The sequence below is a fragment of the Pandoraea bronchicola genome (assembly GCF_902459805.1).
In the GTDB taxonomy this organism is placed as follows: domain Bacteria; phylum Pseudomonadota; class Gammaproteobacteria; order Burkholderiales; family Burkholderiaceae; genus Pandoraea; species Pandoraea bronchicola.
In genome coordinates this window covers 1-15,978 of record NZ_CABPST010000004.1, presented here as the reverse complement: position 1 = coordinate 15,978, position 15,978 = coordinate 1, and the positions used below count along the sequence as shown (strand labels likewise).

The window sequence follows — 15,978 nt, the reverse complement described above, 5'->3', positions numbered from 1 at the left end:
GGATGTTTCATGCAGTCATCCGGCGTGGCTTTGTCTAACCTTTAACCCAACCGTTGTTCGTCATCGTCAGCCCCCCTCGGGAGACGGGCGTCAGCGGCGTAATCCACATTTATGTCCGACCTGCAAACCTCGACCAACGAATCTTTCGCGGCGCTTTTCGAAGAGTCGCTCTCCCGCCAAGACATGCGTGCTGGTGAAGTCATCAGCGCTGAAGTCGTGCGGGTTGACCACAACTTCGTGGTCGTCAACGCCGGGCTCAAGTCCGAAGCGTACATCCCCATCGAAGAATTCCTGAATGATCAGGGCGAGGTCGAAGTTCAGGCCGGCGACTTTGTTTCCGTGGCGATCGACGCCCTGGAAAACGGCTACGGCGACACCGTGCTGTCGCGCGACAAGGCCAAGCGTCTGGCCTCGTGGCTGCAACTGGAAAAGGCCCTCGAGTCGGGCGACCTCGTGACCGGTACGATCACCGGCAAGGTCAAGGGCGGCCTGACCGTGATGGTCAACGGCATCCGTGCATTCCTGCCGGGTTCGCTGGTTGACACGCGTCCGGTCAAGGACACGACCCCGTACGAAGGCAAGACCCTCGAATTCAAGGTTATCAAGCTCGACCGCAAGCGCAACAACGTTGTGCTGTCGCGCCGTGCCGTGATCGAAGCCACCCAGGGTGAAGAGCGCGCCAAGCTGCTCGAGACGCTCAAGGAAGGCGCGATCGTCAAGGGCGTGGTCAAGAACATCACCGATTACGGTGCGTTCGTCGACCTGGGCGGTATCGACGGCCTGCTGCACATCACCGACATCGCATGGCGTCGCGTGCGTCACCCGAGCGAAGTTCTGTCGGTTGGCCAGGAAGTCACCGCCAAGATCCTCAAGTTCGATCAAGAGAAGGGCCGCGTCTCGCTGGGCGTTAAGCAACTCGGCGAAGATCCGTGGGAAGGCATTGCTCGCCGTTACCCGCAAGGCACCCGCCTGTTCGGCAAGGTCACCAACATCACCGACTACGGCGCATTCGTCGAAGTGGAATCGGGCATCGAAGGCCTGGTTCACGTGTCGGAAATGGACTGGACCAACAAGAACGTTGCTCCGACCAAGGTTGTCCAACTGGGCGACGAAGTCGAAGTCATGGTCCTTGAGATCGACGAAGACCGTCGTCGTATCAGCCTCGGCATGAAGCAATGCAAGCCGAACCCGTGGGATGACTTCTCGCGCAACTTCAAGAAGGGCGACAAGATCAAGGGCGCAATCAAGTCGATCACCGACTTCGGCGTGTTCATTGGTCTGCCGGGCGGCATCGACGGCCTGGTCCACCTGTCGGACCTGTCGTGGAGCGAAGCTGGCGAAGAAGCCGTGCGCAAGTACAAGAAGGGCGACGAAGTCGAAGCCGTGGTTCTCGGCATCGACGTCGAGAAGGAACGCATCTCGCTGGGTATCAAGCAGCTCGAAGGCGATCCGTTCAACACCTTCGTGGCGATCCACGACAAGGGCTCGATCGTTGACGGCACCATCAAGGCTGTCGACCCGAAGGGTGCTGTCGTGTCGCTGGGCGATGATGTTGAAGGCTACCTGCGCGCTTCGGAAATCTCGCACGACCGTGTGGAAGATGCCCGCAACGTGCTCAAGGAAGGTGAAGCCGTCAATGCAATGATCGTCAACATCGATCGCAAGTCGCGCAACATCAACCTGTCGATCAAGGCCAAGGATTCGGCTGAACAGCAAGAAGCGATGAGCAAGCTGTCGTCGGATAGCTCGGCAGCGAGCGGCACCACGAACCTCGGTGCGCTGCTCAAAGCCAAGCTGGACAGCCAGAATCAGTAAGGTCCAAGGCCTATGACCAAGTCTGAATTGGTCAACCAGTTGGCGGCGCGGTTTCCCCAGTTGGTGCTCAAGGATGCCGATTTCGCGGTGAAGACAATTCTCGACGCGATGGCTGATGCGCTTGCGCGCGGTCATCGAATCGAGATCCGCGGTTTCGGTAGCTTTGGGCTCAACCGTCGGCCACCGCGCGTCGGCCGCAACCCCAAGTCGGGTGAGAAAGTGTTGGTGCCGGAGAAATTCGTGCCGCACTTCAAGCCCGGCAAGGAGTTGCGAGAGCGGGTTGATCACAAGGCGTCGGACCAATAAGGCCCTTTGGGATCTACTACGCAAAAAAAGCGCCTTCGGGCGCTTTTTTGCGTCCGGCGGAGGCAAGTGCGCACAATTGACGCAAATGTGAAGCGCGCTGCAGTAACGACGCCTCTTGGAGTACATCCGGTACAATACGCGCACGTGCGGGACTGGCGCGTGAACGGTGGTCGACACCGTATACGCGAGACCGCTCAAGTCGCAAAACATACGGCAAGCCTGCCGCAGGAGCCTTTCGGCATGAAGCTGATTGTTTGGATCGTTCGTCTCATCGTGTTCGTGGTGTTGCTATGTCTCGCGCTCGCCAACACGAGCGAGGTCACGTTGAACCTGTTCCTGGGGCATACGTGGACGGCACCGCTCATCATGATCGGTCTGGCGTTTTTTGTGGTCGGTGGTGTTATCGGTGTGCTTGCCACTTTACCGAGCCTGATGCGCCAACGCCTGGAGCTGCGTCGCACGCGACGCGATCTGGCGCGCGCGCAACGTGATCCCGAGGCAAGCGATCAACCGCCGATGTTGCCGCCGGTCTAAAACGACGGCCGCACAGCGCACGACTCTCGTCATCCTCATCGACTGTTTCAACGACAACACGCATTCATGGAATTCGAGGTCTGGTGGCTTCTAGCCATCCCCGTGATTTTCGGCTGCGGCTGGGTAGCCGCACGCCTGGACCTGCGCAGTCTGCTCTCGGAGAGCCGCAATCTGCCGGCATCCTATTTTCGCGGCCTGAACTTCCTGCTCAACGAGCAGCCCGACAAAGCGATCGATGCCTTCATCGAAGTCGCGAAGCTCGACCCCGAGACCACCGAACTGCACTTCGCATTGGGTAGCCTGTTCCGCCGTCGCGGCGAGACGGAGCGCGCCATTCGCGTGCATCAGAACCTGCTCTCGCGTGACGATCTGCCGCAAGCCGATCAGGAGCATGCGCTCTACGAGTTGGGCCACGACTTCCTGAAGGCAGGTCTGCTTGACCGTGCCGAAGAGGCATTCAGCCGTCTCAATACCGGGGCGTATGCCAAGGCCGCGCAACATGCGAAGCTCACCATCTATCAGATCGAGAAAGAGTGGCGCAAAGCGCTGACCGAGGCCGAGGCGTTGAGCGATCTTGATCCTGCCGTGTCGTACCGCAAGGAGATTGCGCAGTTCCATTGCGAATTGGCGCAAGAAGCGCTGCAACGCAAGGACATCGAGTCGGTGACGCAAGAACTGGATGCCGCGCTCGAGGTCAATCCCGCGAACGTGCGCGCGCCGCTGCTGCGCGGTGACATGCTGCTTGCCGCTGGCGATGCGCAAGGCGCATTGCGCGTGCTCAGCACCATCGAGCAACAGAATCCGGTGTACCTCGGCCTGGCCGCCAAGCGGCTAATGCGGGCGTACGAGGCCCTGGGCCGCGCGCCAGAGGGGCTCAACGTGCTGCGTGAGGCCCTGCGCAAGAACCCTTCAGACGACCTGCTGGAAATCGTCTACGAGAAGACGGTGGCCCTCGAGGGGACGGAAGCGGCGCTCAAGCTCATGCGAGAGCAGATGCATCGCGCACCGAGCGCTCTGGGCATGACGCGCCTGCTCGAAGCGCACGCCGCGACAGCCCCCGGAGACACACAGTCCGATCTGCAACTCATGGGCAAGCTCATTACGCAACGCACCAAGTCGTTGCCGCGCTACGTCTGCGATCAGTGCGGCTTCCGCGCGCGACTGTTCTATTGGCAGTGTCCTGGCTGTAATGGCTGGGAGACCTATACGCCGCGCCGTGCCGACGTGCCGGCGGCATCCTAATTTTCATAAACTCGCAAAATCATGAAGATCACCATCATCGGTTCCGGTTACGTCGGCCTAGTCACTGGCGCTTGTCTGGCGGACGTCGGCAATGACGTGTTTTGCCTCGACGTCGACCCGCGCAAGATCGAAATCCTGAATAGCGGCGGCGTGCCGATTCACGAACCGGGGCTTCAGGAAGTTATTGCACGTAACCGTCAGGCGGGCCGCCTGCAATTCTCGACGGATATCGAAGCATCTGTCGCGCACGGCGATGTGCAATTCATTGCGGTGGGTACGCCCCCGGACGAAGACGGATCGGCCGACCTGCAATACGTTGTCGCGGCTGCGCGCAATATCGGTCGTTACGCCAAGAGCTTCAAGGTGATCGTCGATAAATCGACGGTGCCCGTGGGCACGGCCGACAAAGTGCGTGCCGCCGTGGCAGAAGAACTTGCCAAGCGCGGTGAAGACGTGTCGTTCTCCGTCGTTTCGAATCCGGAATTCCTGAAGGAAGGCGCGGCCGTAGACGACTTCATGCGCCCGGATCGCATCGTGATCGGCGTGGACGACGACGCCGACGGTCAACAGGCGCGTGCCATGATGAAGCGCCTGTACTCGCCGTTCAACCGTAATCACGAGCGCACGCTGTACATGGACGTGCGCTCGGCAGAGTTCACCAAGTATGCGGCCAATGCCATGCTGGCCACGCGGATCTCGTTCATGAACGAGCTGGCCAATCTGGCCGATCGCGTTGGCGTGGATATCGAAGACGTGCGTCAGGGCATTGGGTCGGACCCGCGTATCGGTTATCACTTCCTTTATGCCGGTTGCGGCTACGGTGGCTCCTGCTTCCCGAAGGACGTGCAGGCGCTCGTGCGCACCGCTGAGGACTACGGCTTGCCGCTGCGGATTCTGAACGCGGTCGAAGCCGTCAATGAAACGCAGAAGACCGTGCTGATCGAGAAGATCGTCAAGCGCCTTGGCGACGATCTGTCGGACAAGACGTTCGCGCTGTGGGGGCTGGCGTTCAAACCGAATACGGATGACATGCGCGAGGCGCCTAGCCGTCGTGTCATCGAGGAGCTGGTGCGCCGTGGCGCTCGCGTGCGCGCCTACGACCCGGTGGCAATCGAAGAAGCGCGTCGCGTGATTGCGCTCGATTTCGCCGACGACGCCGAGGCGCATGCCCGAATCGAGTTTTGCGCCACGCAGAACGACACGTTGACGGGGGCCAACGCGCTCGTCATCGTGACCGAGTGGAAGGCTTTCCGCAGCCCGGACTTCGCCAAGGTGAAAAAGGCGTTGTCGCTGCCGTTGATTTTCGACGGTCGTAATTTGTACGATCCGGAGGCCATGCACGAACTCGGCATCGAGTACCACGCCATTGGCCGCGATCTGCACAAGCCGGTCTGAGCATCCAGGAGCGACGAATGACCTCGACGGCAACTTCGCTCACCCGCACGGTACAAGCGCCGGGCGTGCCCATCGTGCCTCGCGAGGCGTTCAGCCGCGCGCGCGTGCTGATCGTTGGCGACGTGATGCTCGATCGCTACTGGTTCGGCGACGTCAATCGCATTTCCCCGGAAGCGCCGGTGCCGGTCGTCCACGTCAAGCGCAATGAGGAGCGACTGGGCGGCGCCGCAAACGTAGCGCTCAACGCCACGTCGCTCGGCGCGCAGGCGGGGCTGCTTTGCGTGCTGGGCAACGATGAACCGGGCGATCGGATAGTCGACATGCTCGATGCAAGCGGCGTGACGGCTTACGTCACGCGCGACGCCAATCTGGCGACGACGATCAAGCTGCGCATTGTGTCGCGCCAGCAGCAATTGCTGCGCATCGACTTCGAAAACCAGCCGGCGCATGAGGTGCTGCTGGCGGTACTTGATCAGTATCGTCAACTGCTGGGCAGCTATGACGTCGTGCTGCTCTCGGATTATGCGAAGGGCGGTCTGACGCATGTGCAGCCGATGATCGACGCCGCGCGTGCCGCAGGCAAGGCGGTACTCGTTGACCCGAAGGGCAGCGATTACGAGCGCTACCGCGGCGCCACGATTCTGACCCCGAACCGCTCGGAGTTACAGCAGGTCGTGGGCGAATGGCGCTCGGAAGAGGATCTCACGGTGCGCGCGCAGAACCTGCGCGAGTCGCTGAACCTCGAGGCGCTGCTGCTCACGCGCTCGGAAGAGGGCATGACGCTCTTCACCGAAGGCGGCGCGCTGCACGTGCCCGCACAGGCGCGCGAAGTGTATGACGTGTCGGGTGCGGGCGACACCGTAATCGCCACGCTCGCGGCATCGCTGTCCGCCGGCCTGCCGCTCGCGCAGGCTGTTGTGCTCGCCAATCGCGCGGGTAGTATCGTCGTGGGCAAGCTGGGTACGGCGACCGTGGACTACAACGAACTCTTTTCTGACCTGACATGACCATCATCGTGACCGGCGCAGCCGGTTTCATCGGCGCGAACATCGTCAAAGCCCTCAATGATCGGGGAGAGACCGACATTGTGGCGGTCGACAACCTCACGCGCGCCGACAAATTCCGCAATCTGGTCGATTGCGAGATCAGCGACTACCTCGACAAGACCGACTTCGTCGCGCGCTTCCAGCGCCGTGAGTTCGGCCGCGTTCGTGCGATTTTCCACGAAGGCGCCTGCTCCGACACGATGGAGACAGACGGCCGCTACATGATGGAGAACAACTTCCGCTACACGCGTGCGTTGTTCGAAGCCTGTCAGGCGCAGGCCGTGCCGTTCCTTTACGCGTCGTCGGCGGCAACCTATGGCGCGTCGGAAACGTTCGTGGAGACACGTGAGTACGAGAAGCCGCTGAACGTCTATGGCTACTCGAAGTTCCTGTTCGACCAGATCGTGCGTCGCGCCATGCGCGAGGCGGGGGGCAAGCTGCCGAGTCAGGTGGCCGGTTTCCGCTACTTCAACGTGTATGGCTCACGCGAGGCGCATAAAGGGCGCATGGCGTCGGTCGCGTACCACAATTTCAACGAATTCCGTGCCAATGGCCGTGTGAAGCTCTTCGGCGAGTACAACGGCTACGCTGCCGGTACGCAAAGCCGCGACTTCGTCTCGGTGGAAGACGTGGTCAAGGTCAACCTGCACTTCTTCGATCATCCGGAGCGCAGCGGCATCTTCAACCTGGGCACGGGCCGTGCGCAGCCATTCAACGATATCGCGGTCGCCGTGATCAACACGCTTCGCGAGGAAGCGGGCGAGGCGCCGCTGACCCTCGACGAACTCGTCAAGCAAGGGCTGGTCGAGTACATCCCCTTCCCGGACGCCCTGCGTGGCAAGTACCAGTGCTTCACGCAGGCAAACATCGATCATCTGCGTCAGGCGGGCGGCTATCAGCAGCCCTTCTACACGGTGGGTGAAGGGGTGTCGCGTTACGTGCGCTGGCTGCTCGCGCAGTAAGCGCCAGGAGCCGCCACGACGCGCCGCCAGACAGACGGGGAGCCAGCCAGCTCCCCGTTTTGTTTTAAAACGTACCCGATGTCATCCGCAGACGCGCTTGGGCGTTAAGGAGATATCGGGGGTATCGAGGCTATCGAGGCTATTGACCCGAGTGATCTCATAAGGAAAACACCATGCTTCGCAAGCTCTTGCTGGCGGTTGTAGCCTTTTTCACCCTGTGCGGTCTGGCCATGGCCGCCGTCGACATCAATACCGCCGATCAGGCGCAGCTTGAATCGCTCAAGGGCATCGGACCGGTCAAATCCAAAGCCATCATCGACGAGCGCAACGCCCACGGCCCCTACAAGGACGCCGCTGACGTTGCCAAGCGCGTCAAGGGACTTGGCGCCAAGTCGGTCTCCACGCTCCAGTCCGAAGGCATGACGATCAACGGGCAGGGCGGTGCAGCGGCACCTGCGGCGCCGGCCGCATCGGCCAAATCGCCACCGGCCGCAGCGCCGGCCGCACAGACGCCTGCCGCGCCAGGCAAGCCAGCTCCGTCTGCCGCGCAGACGCCAGCAGCGCCAGCGGTCCCTGCCAAGCCCGCAACGGTAGCGCCGGCACCCGCCGCACCGGCCGCGCCTGTGCCGTCGACAGCCACGCAAAAGACGCCGACGCCCACCCCGGCCGCCGGCCCGACCATGAAGCCCGCGTCACCGGGCGCGACGGCCATGCCCGCCAAGCCCGGCACACCGGTCCCGGCGACGGCGTCTGCTGCTGGCGCATCGGACACGAAGGCCGCCAAGTCGAAGAAGTCGAAAGAGGCCAAGGCCGCCAAGGCGGATGCGGCACCGTCGGCCGCGTCTGCCCCGGCGGCCGGGGCAGCCGATGCGACTGCGGCCAAGCCGTCCAAATCGAAGAAGGCCAAGGCCCCGTCGCCGGCCAGCGCAGCCAAGTCCTGACGCCCTACGGGCGGCCGGATATCGCACAGCGCGATGTCCGGCCGAAGTCCTACCGTGAGCGCGGTCACGGCCGGTGGATTAGAATGTTTCGATTCCCGACCGAAAAAGCTTAGCGCAATGGCCTATAAGACTATCGAAGACACCATCGGCAACACGCCGCTGGTGCAACTGGTGCGTTTGCCCGACGACGAAATCCGCCGCCGCAACAACGTGATTCTCGGCAAGCTCGAGGGCAACAACCCGGCGGGTTCGGTGAAAGACCGTCCGGCGCTGTCGATGATCAAGCACGCGGAATTGCGCGGCCGCATCAAGCCGGGCGACACGCTCATCGAAGCTACGTCGGGCAATACCGGTATCGCGCTGGCGATGGCGGCTGCCATTCGCGGCTACAAGATGGTCCTGATCATGCCGGAAGACCTCTCCATCGAGCGTCGTCAGAGCATGGGTGCCTATGGCGCCGAGATCATCCTGACGCCGGTCAAGGGGGGGATGGAATACGCCCGTGACCTCGCCGAGCAGATGCAGCGCGACGGACGCGGCACGATCCTCGACCAGTTCGCCAACCCGGACAACCCGCGCGCGCACTACGAGACGACCGGCCCGGAAATCTGGCGCGATACCGAAGGACGCGTCACGCACTTCGTCTCGGCGATGGGCACGACCGGCACGATCATGGGCGTGTCGCAGTATCTGAAGGAGCAGAGCGAAGCGGTACAGATCGTCGGCGCCGAGCCGGCCGAAGGTTCGCGCATTCCGGGTATTCGCAAATGGCCGGAAGCGTATCTGCCGAAGATTTTCGACCGTGCGCGCGTGGATCGCACGATCTCGGTGACGCAGGCGGACTCGGAAATCATGGCGCGCCGTCTCGCGGCGGAAGAGGGCATCTTCTGCGGCATTTCGGCCGCCGGTGCCTGCCACATCGCGCTGAACCTGGCGCGTGAGGTCGAGAACGCCACCATCGTGTTCGTCGTGTGCGATCGCGGCGACCGCTATCTGTCGACAGGAGTGTTCCCCGCGTGATGCGTGGCGATGCCTGACACCGCTTCCTGCACGATGCACAACGAAAACGGGACCCGAGGGTCCCGTTTTTCATGGTGAGCGACGACGTGAATCAGGCGTTACGGCGCGCGTGCCGCCTTGATCGCATCGGCCAGGTCGTACACCGACATGGCATAGAAGAAGCTGCGGTTGTAGCGTGTGAGCACGTAGAAGTTATTCAGGCCCATGCGGTATTGCGTCGCTTGCCCTGGTGTTGGCAGATCGACGATGAGTACGGGGGTGTCGAGCGACGCCCCTACGTCGAGCCGCGGCTCGTTCATCAACATGCCGGCCTTGATGAAGTCGCCAAGCTTCCAGTGCGGCTCGGGCTGCCCGTCGGCACCGGCTTCCGCCAGCCCCTGACTGCCGCGATCGCCGGCGATGTTCCAGACGACAGGTTGTCCCGGCTGCCAACCATGCTGCCTGAGGAAGTTGGCGACGCTGCCGATGGCGTCCGCCACGTCAGTCGTCAGATTGATCTTTCCGTCGCCGGTGTAATCGACTGCGTAGTTGCGAATCGAGGACGGCATGAACTGCGGAATGCCGATGGCGCCCGCGTAGGAGCCGTAAATGCTGAACGGATCGACGCCGCGTTCGCGGGCGTAGAGCAGCAGGTTTTCCAGTTCGTTGCGAAAGAGGGCCATGCGCTCCGAACGGTTACGTGCGGGCGGATAGTCGAATGCGAGCGTGGTGAGCGCATCGATGGTGCGGAAGTTGCCCATGTTGCGCCCGTAGATCGTCTCTACGCCGATGATGGCGACGATGATCTCCTCAGGTACACCGTATTGCTTCGCGGCACGCGAGAGCGTTGCGGCGTTCTGATTCCAGAAACGCACGCCGCCATTGATGCGCGTGTTGTCGAGAAAGTTCTTCTCGTACTTCGTCCAGTTTTTCTGGCCGGGGGTTGCGGGCGGTGCGGCCAGACGTGCGGCCGTCTGCGAGAACACGACGCGCGAGAACACCCGCTGCAACTCGGCGCGCTCGAAACCGTCGCGCGCCACGATGTCGTTGATAAACGCATCGACTTCGGGGTTCGCCGCATAGCGTTGCGGCACAACCTCTTCCTCGAATTCGGCTTGCGCCACTTGCTTCGGACGCGTCTGCGCGTGAGCGCCAGTCGTCGTCAGCGCGAAGGCGCCAATGCATAGTGCAATGCCGAGCGCGCGAATGGGGCGCGAGAGTTGCAAAACGGGCTGCTTGCCGGCGTGCTGGCGGAGGGTGGCCGAAGGATGACGGCCAGTATCCGGTCGATGAGTGAGGCGCGAGAGCGCCAGCGGGAGCGAGTCGTACATCCGTACCGGTGATGTCATGCTGTCTGTCAGGCCTGTATGAAGTCCGAATGCGAGGCAGCCGCATGGGCTGCCGTCGCGTTAGTCGCGTCGATGCTTTTGTCGGCGCATGTCGAAGTGACTCGACACGCCGTTCAGACTAGAGCGTCAACTATTCATGCCAGTTCCTGCCGTCCCGAATTTCAGGAGAACGGCCCTTGCCGGCTGACACGGGTCTGCTGGGAGACTGCTCGGCAGTATAACCGAGTGCACCTGTGATACCTTAAGGCCTGTGCACTGTCTGTGACAGTGTTCAGGGGGATGCCGGCCATCGGCACGCGTGTGCCAGTGCGGTGCGGCACAGTGAGCCAGGCACCACGCCCGGCCGCTACCGGACGTGGAGACCATGGCGCGGCGGGCATCCCCCGCCCGTCCCAATATAACGATTCGAAGCGATAGGCGACACAACGAATGGCTACCGGGTTTTATACGCACCCCGATTGCATCCGTCACGAGATGGGAGAGTGGCATCCTGAATGCCCCGAGCGGCTGCGCGCCATCGAGGACCAGTTGATCGCCGGCCGCATCGATGGCCTGCTCGAGCGCCGCGAAGCGCCGGCGGCCGACGAGGCGAGCCTGCGGCTCGTGCACACGCAGGACCATATCGACTTTATTCGCGACAACATTCCCGAGTCGGGCTATTTTCCGATCGACCCGGATACGTTGCTCAATCCGTACTCTTGGCGTGCGGCCACGCGGGCGGCGGGGGCGGCAATTGCCGCGACCGATGCCGTCATTCGGGGCGAACTCGAGAACGCCTTTTGCAGCGTGCGTCCGCCGGGCCATCACGCCACGCCTACGCGCGCCATGGGCTTCTGCCTGTTCAATAACGTGGCGATTGCCGCCGCCCATGCGATGGAAGTGCACGGGCTCTCGCGTGTGGCGATCGTCGACTTCGACGTGCACCACGGCAACGGAACGGAAGCCGCATTCGCCAACGACGACCGCGTGCTGATGTGCGGCATTTTCCAGCATCCGTTCTATCCGTTTTCCGGCGCGGTCGATCCGGCGCCGAACATGCTCAACATTCCGATCGCGGCGCGCACGTCCGGCATGCAGGTGCGCGAGGCCATCGACTATGGATGGTTGGGACAGCTCGAAGCGTTTCGTCCGGAGATGATCTTCTTCTCGGCGGGCTTCGATGCTCACCGCGAAGACGATCTCGGCAATCTCGGGCTGACCGAAGCGGACTTCGCCTGGATCACCGAGCGTGTCAAAGCGGTTGCGGATCGTCATTCGAAGGGACGCATCGTGAGCTGCCTCGAAGGTGGCTACAACCTCTCGGCGCTTGGCCGCAGCGTCGTGGCGCATCTGAAGGTGCTCGCCGACGTTTGACGTTTCGCGTTTGACGAATGTGCGATGCCGCGCGCTCAGACGCGGCGCAGGAGACGACCATGACGGCATCTGAATCCACGGCCGCCACGCCTGAGCCGCTGGTGCTCGTCGCGCGCGGCGAAGGCGAGCTTGCGGGGGTAGTTACGCTCACGCTGAATCGCCCGCGTCATTTCAACGCCCTCTCCGAAGCGATGCTCGACGCGCTGCAACGCGCGCTCGACGACACCGCCCGCGACCCCGGTGCGCGCGTGGTGGTGCTTGCGGCCGCCGGTCCGGCGTTTTGCGCCGGACACGATCTCAAGGAGATGCGCGCCGAGCCGTCGCTCGACTACTACCGCACGTTGTTCAATCAATGCACGCGCGTGATGCTGACGATGCAGCGCATGCCGCAGCCGGTGATTGCGCGGGTGCATGGCATTGCGACGGCTGCCGGGTGTCAACTGGTGGCCATGTGCGATCTGGCGGTGGCGGAATCGGCGGCACGCTTCGCCGTGTCGGGCATCAATGTCGGCTTGTTCTGTGCGACGCCGGGCGTGGCGCTCTCGCGAAATCTCACGCGCAAGCAGGCGATGGAAATGTTGCTCACGGGCGATTTCATCGACGCACAGACGGCCCGCGAGCGCGGTCTCATCAACCGAGTGGTGGCGATAGAGCGATTAGACTCGGAGGTGGCGGCGCTGTGCCGTTCGATCCTGGCGAAGCCTGCGGCGGCAGTGGCCGCTGGCAAGGGGCTGTTCTACCGGCAGGCGGAGACGGGGATCGAAGCGGCCTATCAGATGGCCGGGCAGACGATGGCTTGCAACATGATGGACGAGTGTGCGCTCGAGGGTGTGCAGGCGTTCATCGAGAAACGCGCACCCGGCTGGGCGAAGCCATCTGTCTGAGGACGGGCGGCGTCTGCAACGGACGTGAGACGTCGGACGTTCCCCTCGCTACCACTGCTTTTCAAGCACGAGCGGCCCGGGCGTGGCGGTACGGCTCACGGCGTAGCCCTTGCCGGTGAACCATGCGCGTAGCTCCTTGACCATGTCCGGATTGCCGCACACCATGATGCGCGAGGTGGCCGGATCGAGCGTCGCGCCCATGGCCGTCTCCAATTCTCCCGATGCCAGCAGCGACGTGATGCGCCCGTAAAGCGCTTCCGGCGTTTGCTCTCGCGTCACGCACACCGTGAAGTGAAGTTTTTCGACAAGCGACGGATCGACGTCAGGGTGCGAGAAGTGCCGTAGTTCCTCGTAGTAGGCGAGATCACGCGCCCATCGCACGCTGTGCACGACGAAGATGCGATTGAAGCGCTGCCATACCGCCGGGTCGCGCAGGATCGACACGAATGGCGCAAGGCCGGTGCCGGTAGCGAGCAGCCAGAGGTCTTCGCCGCCGGTGAACCGGTCGAGCGTCAGGAAGCCGTATGCCGTGTGATCCACGAACAGCTCGTCGCCGACCTTGAGTCGCGACATGCGCGGCGTCAGTTGCCCCTCAGGAATCGTGATTACGTAGAACTCCAATGTATCTTCGGCCGGGGCGTTCACGAAGGAATACGCCCGCCAGATCAGTTCCCCGTCGTCGCCGGGAAGTCCCAGCCGCACGAACTGCCCCGCCGTGAATTGCAGGCCGGCGGGGCGCGTGGTTTTGATGCTGAAGATCGTCGGCGTCCAGAAATGCATGCCGGTGACCGTTTGCGGCGAGTATTTCGTCTGCGCTTGCATGCCGGAGGCTCCTCGCGAATCACACGGATTCAGTGTAACGCGCAGTGAGGTGTTACGCGGCGAGACCCTGCTCGCGTGCGGGGTTCCGTGTGCTCGTCTTGTCGACGGCGCCCACGCTCACGTGTTGTCGTGGGTGCCCAGGGCCGGCAGGGGTGCTTGTGCCGACGACGACGTTGGCGTATCGGGCAGGTGTTGCAGCAGCCACTGCGTCAGTTCGTCGATGACCTTCTCGCGGTCGAGGTCATTGAGTGTTTCGTGAAAGTGCCCGTGATAGAGACGGAGCGTCTTGTCATGCGAGGCGGCGTTGCCATAGAACTGTTCGCTCGCCCACGGCGCGGTGAGTCTGTCGGCGGTGCCGTGAAAGATGTAGAGCGGCAGGTGCAGGGCGTTGGCATTGGCGTGAATCCTTGCCATCGCGTCGAGCAGTTCGGCGGCGGTGCGCGCGGGTGTGCCGCGATAGGCGTTGAGCGGATCTTTTTTCGCCGCGGCCACGACGGCTTCGTCGCGCGCAATCATGGCGGGATCGATCTTGAAGACGGGGACTTTCGGCAGCCAGCGCGAGACCCAGCGTCCGGCCGTCATCATCCACGGCGCCACGGGTTCGCCGGGGGCGAGCGCCGGGCTGCTGAGCATCAGGCCGCGCACATTCGCCGGTGCTCGCGTGATGGTGAACAGCGCCGCGATGGCACCGCCCATGCTGTGTCCTAGCAGGAAGAGCGGCGTTGGGCCGAACGTGGTGCGCACGTGCGTGAGGAAGATTTCCGTGTCATCCAGGTACTCGTCGAAACGTTTGACGAAGACCCGTGCACCGCCGGAGCGGCCGTGTCCGCGCAAATCGTAGGTGACGGTCGCGATGCCGTGGGCGGCGAAGTGTTCGGCCAGCCGCGCGTAGCGTCCACCGTGCTCTCCCATCCCGTGAACGATGGCGACGACCGCGCGCGGCGGTTCGCCGCCGGTATCTGGCTGCCAGCGATGAACGTGCAGCGAAAGGCCGTCGCTGGCCTGCAGACGCGATGCCGAATAGGTGGTCATGTCTCCTCCTGGCGCGTTGGCCGGGTGGCCGTCATGCGTGCGACGGCACTGCGATTATCGAGTGCGCCATTCGATCATAGGCGCCCGGGCGGCGGGGTGATTTCTCTAGAGGAAATGCACCACGAGGATACTGGCTGTGCCTCACGATTTGCATAAAAATAGCACGATCGTTCGGGGCTGGGTGCGAAGACGTGTGCCTGCCAAGGAGGGGGGTGCCGCTATCGCGAGGATTGCGCATTCGTGGCAAATCGACAGGACGTCATCCATGTTTGCCACAAAACGCCTCAAATATGCAATAAATGCGTCATTTGCCGTGTGGTTATAATGGCAGCGGATTGACGTAAACGTAACTTTGGAGCGAGTTCATGAAGATCCTTGTACCGGTCAAACGGGTAGTGGATTACAACGTAAAAGTTCGCGTGAAGAGCGACGGGAGTGGTGTCGACATTGCGAACGTGAAGATGTCGATGAATCCGTTCGACGAAATCGCGGTGGAGGAAGCGGTGCGCCTGAAAGAAGCGGGTGTGGCGACGGAAGTGATCGCGGTGTCGGCGGGTGTCGCGCAATCGCAGGAGACGCTGCGCACGGCGCTGGCCATTGGCGCGGATCGCGCGATTCTGATCGAGTCGGACGAAGAGTTGCAGCCGCTGGCGGTGGCCAAGCTGCTCAAGGCGATCGTGGACAAGGAGCAGCCGCAACTGGTGATCCTGGGCAAGCAGGCGATCGACGACGACTCCAATCAGACGGGTCAGATGCTCGCGGCGCTGGCGAAGCTGCCGCAGGCGACGTTCGCCTCGAAGGTGACGGTGGCGGATAACCGCGCGCAGGTCACGCGTGAAGTGGATGGGGGTCTTGAGACCGTGTCGCTGTCGCTGCCGGCGGTGATCACGACGGACCTGCGTCTGAACGAGCCGCGTTATGTGACGCTGCCCAACATCATGAAGGCGAAGAAGAAGCCGCTGGAGAGCGTCAAGCCTGCGGATCTGGGGGTGGATGTGAGCCCGCGTCTGAAGACGCTGAAGGTGGCCGAGCCGCCCAAGCGCAGCGCGGGGGTGAAGGTGGCGGACGTGGCAGCGCTCGTCGAGAAGCTGAAGACCGAAGCGAAGGTCATCTAAGGGAGACGACGAGATGAGCATTCTGGTAATCGCAGAACACGACAATCAATCGATCAAGGCGGCGACGCTGAACACGGTGAGCGCAGCGCTGCAATGCGGTGAGGACGTGCACGTGCTGGTGGCGGGTTCGAACGCCAAGGCGGCTGCCGAAGCGGCGGCCCAGATCGCGGGCGTGAAGAAGGT

At 62.7% G+C, this 15,978-nt stretch carries 15 protein-coding genes and 1 pseudogene; 13 read left to right on the top strand and 3 right to left on the bottom strand.

The window, feature by feature from the left end; all coding sequences use genetic code 11:
* Positions 1-111: 111 nt before the first annotated feature.
* From rpsA to cysM, 9 genes are all read left to right on the top strand, one after another.
* Complete coding sequence (gene rpsA, locus PBR20603_RS10140; protein WP_010804342.1) at positions 112-1,815, top strand: 30S ribosomal protein S1; 1,704 nt, start codon at positions 112-114, stop codon at positions 1,813-1,815.
* Positions 1,816-1,827: 12 nt separating this feature from the next.
* Positions 1,828-2,121: an integration host factor subunit beta gene (locus tag PBR20603_RS10135; protein WP_010804341.1), complete on the top strand. Its 294-nt coding sequence runs from the start codon at positions 1,828-1,830 to the stop codon at positions 2,119-2,121.
* A 240-nt stretch (positions 2,122-2,361) separates the two neighbouring features.
* Positions 2,362-2,655: a LapA family protein gene (locus PBR20603_RS10130; protein ID WP_150559414.1), complete on the top strand. Its 294-nt coding sequence runs from the start codon at positions 2,362-2,364 to the stop codon at positions 2,653-2,655.
* A 66-nt stretch (positions 2,656-2,721) separates the two neighbouring features.
* The gene (gene lapB / locus PBR20603_RS10125; protein ID WP_150559413.1) at positions 2,722-3,897 is read left to right on the top strand and encodes a lipopolysaccharide assembly protein LapB; all 1,176 of its coding nucleotides are present in this window, start codon (positions 2,722-2,724) and stop codon (positions 3,895-3,897) included.
* A gap of 21 nt (positions 3,898-3,918) precedes the next feature.
* A complete protein-coding gene (locus tag PBR20603_RS10120) occupies positions 3,919-5,292 on the top strand; it encodes a UDP-glucose dehydrogenase family protein (RefSeq protein WP_150559412.1) in 1,374 nt (457 codons plus the stop codon).
* A 17-nt stretch (positions 5,293-5,309) separates the two neighbouring features.
* The gene (gene rfaE1 / locus PBR20603_RS10115) at positions 5,310-6,299 is read left to right on the top strand and encodes a D-glycero-beta-D-manno-heptose-7-phosphate kinase (RefSeq protein WP_150559411.1); all 990 of its coding nucleotides are present in this window, start codon (positions 5,310-5,312) and stop codon (positions 6,297-6,299) included.
* Positions 6,296-7,300, top strand: a complete 1,005-nt coding sequence (gene rfaD, locus PBR20603_RS10110) for an ADP-glyceromanno-heptose 6-epimerase (RefSeq protein ID WP_150559410.1) — start codon at positions 6,296-6,298, stop codon at positions 7,298-7,300. The genes rfaE1 and rfaD overlap by 4 nt, the downstream gene beginning before the upstream one ends.
* Before the next feature lie 173 nt (positions 7,301-7,473).
* Positions 7,474-8,241, top strand: coding sequence for a ComEA family DNA-binding protein (locus PBR20603_RS10105; protein ID WP_150559409.1), 768 nt, complete (start codon positions 7,474-7,476; stop codon positions 8,239-8,241).
* 117 nt (positions 8,242-8,358) lie between these two features.
* Positions 8,359-9,261, top strand: coding sequence for a cysteine synthase CysM (cysM, locus tag PBR20603_RS10100; protein ID WP_150559408.1), 903 nt, complete (start codon positions 8,359-8,361; stop codon positions 9,259-9,261).
* A gap of 98 nt (positions 9,262-9,359) precedes the next feature.
* Here the strand turns inward: cysM and mltB are convergent, their stop codons facing one another.
* The gene (gene mltB, locus PBR20603_RS10095; protein WP_246174524.1) at positions 9,360-10,589 is read right to left on the bottom strand and encodes a lytic murein transglycosylase B; all 1,230 of its coding nucleotides are present in this window, start codon (positions 10,587-10,589) and stop codon (positions 9,360-9,362) included.
* Positions 10,590-11,018: 429 nt separating this feature from the next.
* Between mltB and PBR20603_RS10090 the strand changes: the two genes are divergently transcribed.
* Entirely contained in the window at positions 11,019-11,942 is a 924-nt protein-coding gene (locus PBR20603_RS10090) for a histone deacetylase family protein (protein WP_150559407.1), read from the top strand.
* Positions 11,943-12,001: 59 nt separating this feature from the next.
* Positions 12,002-12,826 (top strand): enoyl-CoA hydratase, encoded by an 825-nt coding sequence (locus PBR20603_RS10085; RefSeq protein WP_150559406.1) that lies wholly within the window; start codon positions 12,002-12,004, stop codon positions 12,824-12,826.
* A gap of 48 nt (positions 12,827-12,874) precedes the next feature.
* On the opposite strand, the gene PBR20603_RS10080 is transcribed toward PBR20603_RS10085, so the two are convergent.
* Both PBR20603_RS10080 and PBR20603_RS10075 read right to left on the bottom strand, forming a co-directional pair.
* Positions 12,875-13,648: a ferredoxin--NADP reductase gene (locus PBR20603_RS10080; RefSeq protein ID WP_150559405.1), complete on the bottom strand. Its 774-nt coding sequence runs from the start codon at positions 13,646-13,648 to the stop codon at positions 12,875-12,877.
* 117 nt (positions 13,649-13,765) lie between these two features.
* Positions 13,766-14,680, bottom strand: coding sequence for an alpha/beta hydrolase (locus tag PBR20603_RS10075; RefSeq protein ID WP_174977868.1), 915 nt, complete (start codon positions 14,678-14,680; stop codon positions 13,766-13,768).
* 365 nt (positions 14,681-15,045) lie between these two features.
* Here PBR20603_RS10075 and PBR20603_RS10070 point away from each other — a divergent pair, with 365 nt between their 5' ends.
* Both PBR20603_RS10070 and PBR20603_RS10065 read left to right on the top strand, forming a co-directional pair.
* Positions 15,046-15,795 (top strand): electron transfer flavoprotein subunit beta/FixA family protein, encoded by a 750-nt coding sequence (locus PBR20603_RS10070; RefSeq protein WP_150559404.1) that lies wholly within the window; start codon positions 15,046-15,048, stop codon positions 15,793-15,795.
* Positions 15,796-15,808: 13 nt separating this feature from the next.
* Positions 15,809-15,978, top strand: a pseudogene (locus PBR20603_RS10065) (electron transfer flavoprotein subunit alpha/FixB family protein); the annotation flags it as partial.

Bases quoted from the DNA above. Each gene is read 5' to 3' on its own strand.
- rpsA (WP_010804342.1), top strand. From the start codon at position 112: ATGTCCGACCTGCAAACCTCGACCAACGAATCTTTCGCGGCGCTTTTC.
- PBR20603_RS10135 (WP_010804341.1), top strand. From the start codon at position 1,828: ATGACCAAGTCTGAATTGGTCAACCAGTTGGCGGCGCGGTTTCCCCAG.
- PBR20603_RS10130 (WP_150559414.1), top strand. From the start codon at position 2,362: ATGAAGCTGATTGTTTGGATCGTTCGTCTCATCGTGTTCGTGGTGTTG.
- lapB (WP_150559413.1), top strand. From the start codon at position 2,722: ATGGAATTCGAGGTCTGGTGGCTTCTAGCCATCCCCGTGATTTTCGGC.
- PBR20603_RS10120 (WP_150559412.1), top strand. From the start codon at position 3,919: ATGAAGATCACCATCATCGGTTCCGGTTACGTCGGCCTAGTCACTGGC.
- rfaE1 (WP_150559411.1), top strand. From the start codon at position 5,310: ATGACCTCGACGGCAACTTCGCTCACCCGCACGGTACAAGCGCCGGGC.
- rfaD (WP_150559410.1), top strand. From the start codon at position 6,296: ATGACCATCATCGTGACCGGCGCAGCCGGTTTCATCGGCGCGAACATC.
- PBR20603_RS10105 (WP_150559409.1), top strand. From the start codon at position 7,474: ATGCTTCGCAAGCTCTTGCTGGCGGTTGTAGCCTTTTTCACCCTGTGC.
- cysM (WP_150559408.1), top strand. From the start codon at position 8,359: ATGGCCTATAAGACTATCGAAGACACCATCGGCAACACGCCGCTGGTG.
- mltB (WP_246174524.1), bottom strand. From the start codon at position 10,589: ATGACATCACCGGTACGGATGTACGACTCGCTCCCGCTGGCGCTCTCG.
- PBR20603_RS10090 (WP_150559407.1), top strand. From the start codon at position 11,019: ATGGCTACCGGGTTTTATACGCACCCCGATTGCATCCGTCACGAGATG.
- PBR20603_RS10085 (WP_150559406.1), top strand. From the start codon at position 12,002: ATGACGGCATCTGAATCCACGGCCGCCACGCCTGAGCCGCTGGTGCTC.
- PBR20603_RS10080 (WP_150559405.1), bottom strand. From the start codon at position 13,648: ATGCAAGCGCAGACGAAATACTCGCCGCAAACGGTCACCGGCATGCAT.
- PBR20603_RS10075 (WP_174977868.1), bottom strand. From the start codon at position 14,680: ATGACCACCTATTCGGCATCGCGTCTGCAGGCCAGCGACGGCCTTTCG.
- PBR20603_RS10070 (WP_150559404.1), top strand. From the start codon at position 15,046: ATGAAGATCCTTGTACCGGTCAAACGGGTAGTGGATTACAACGTAAAA.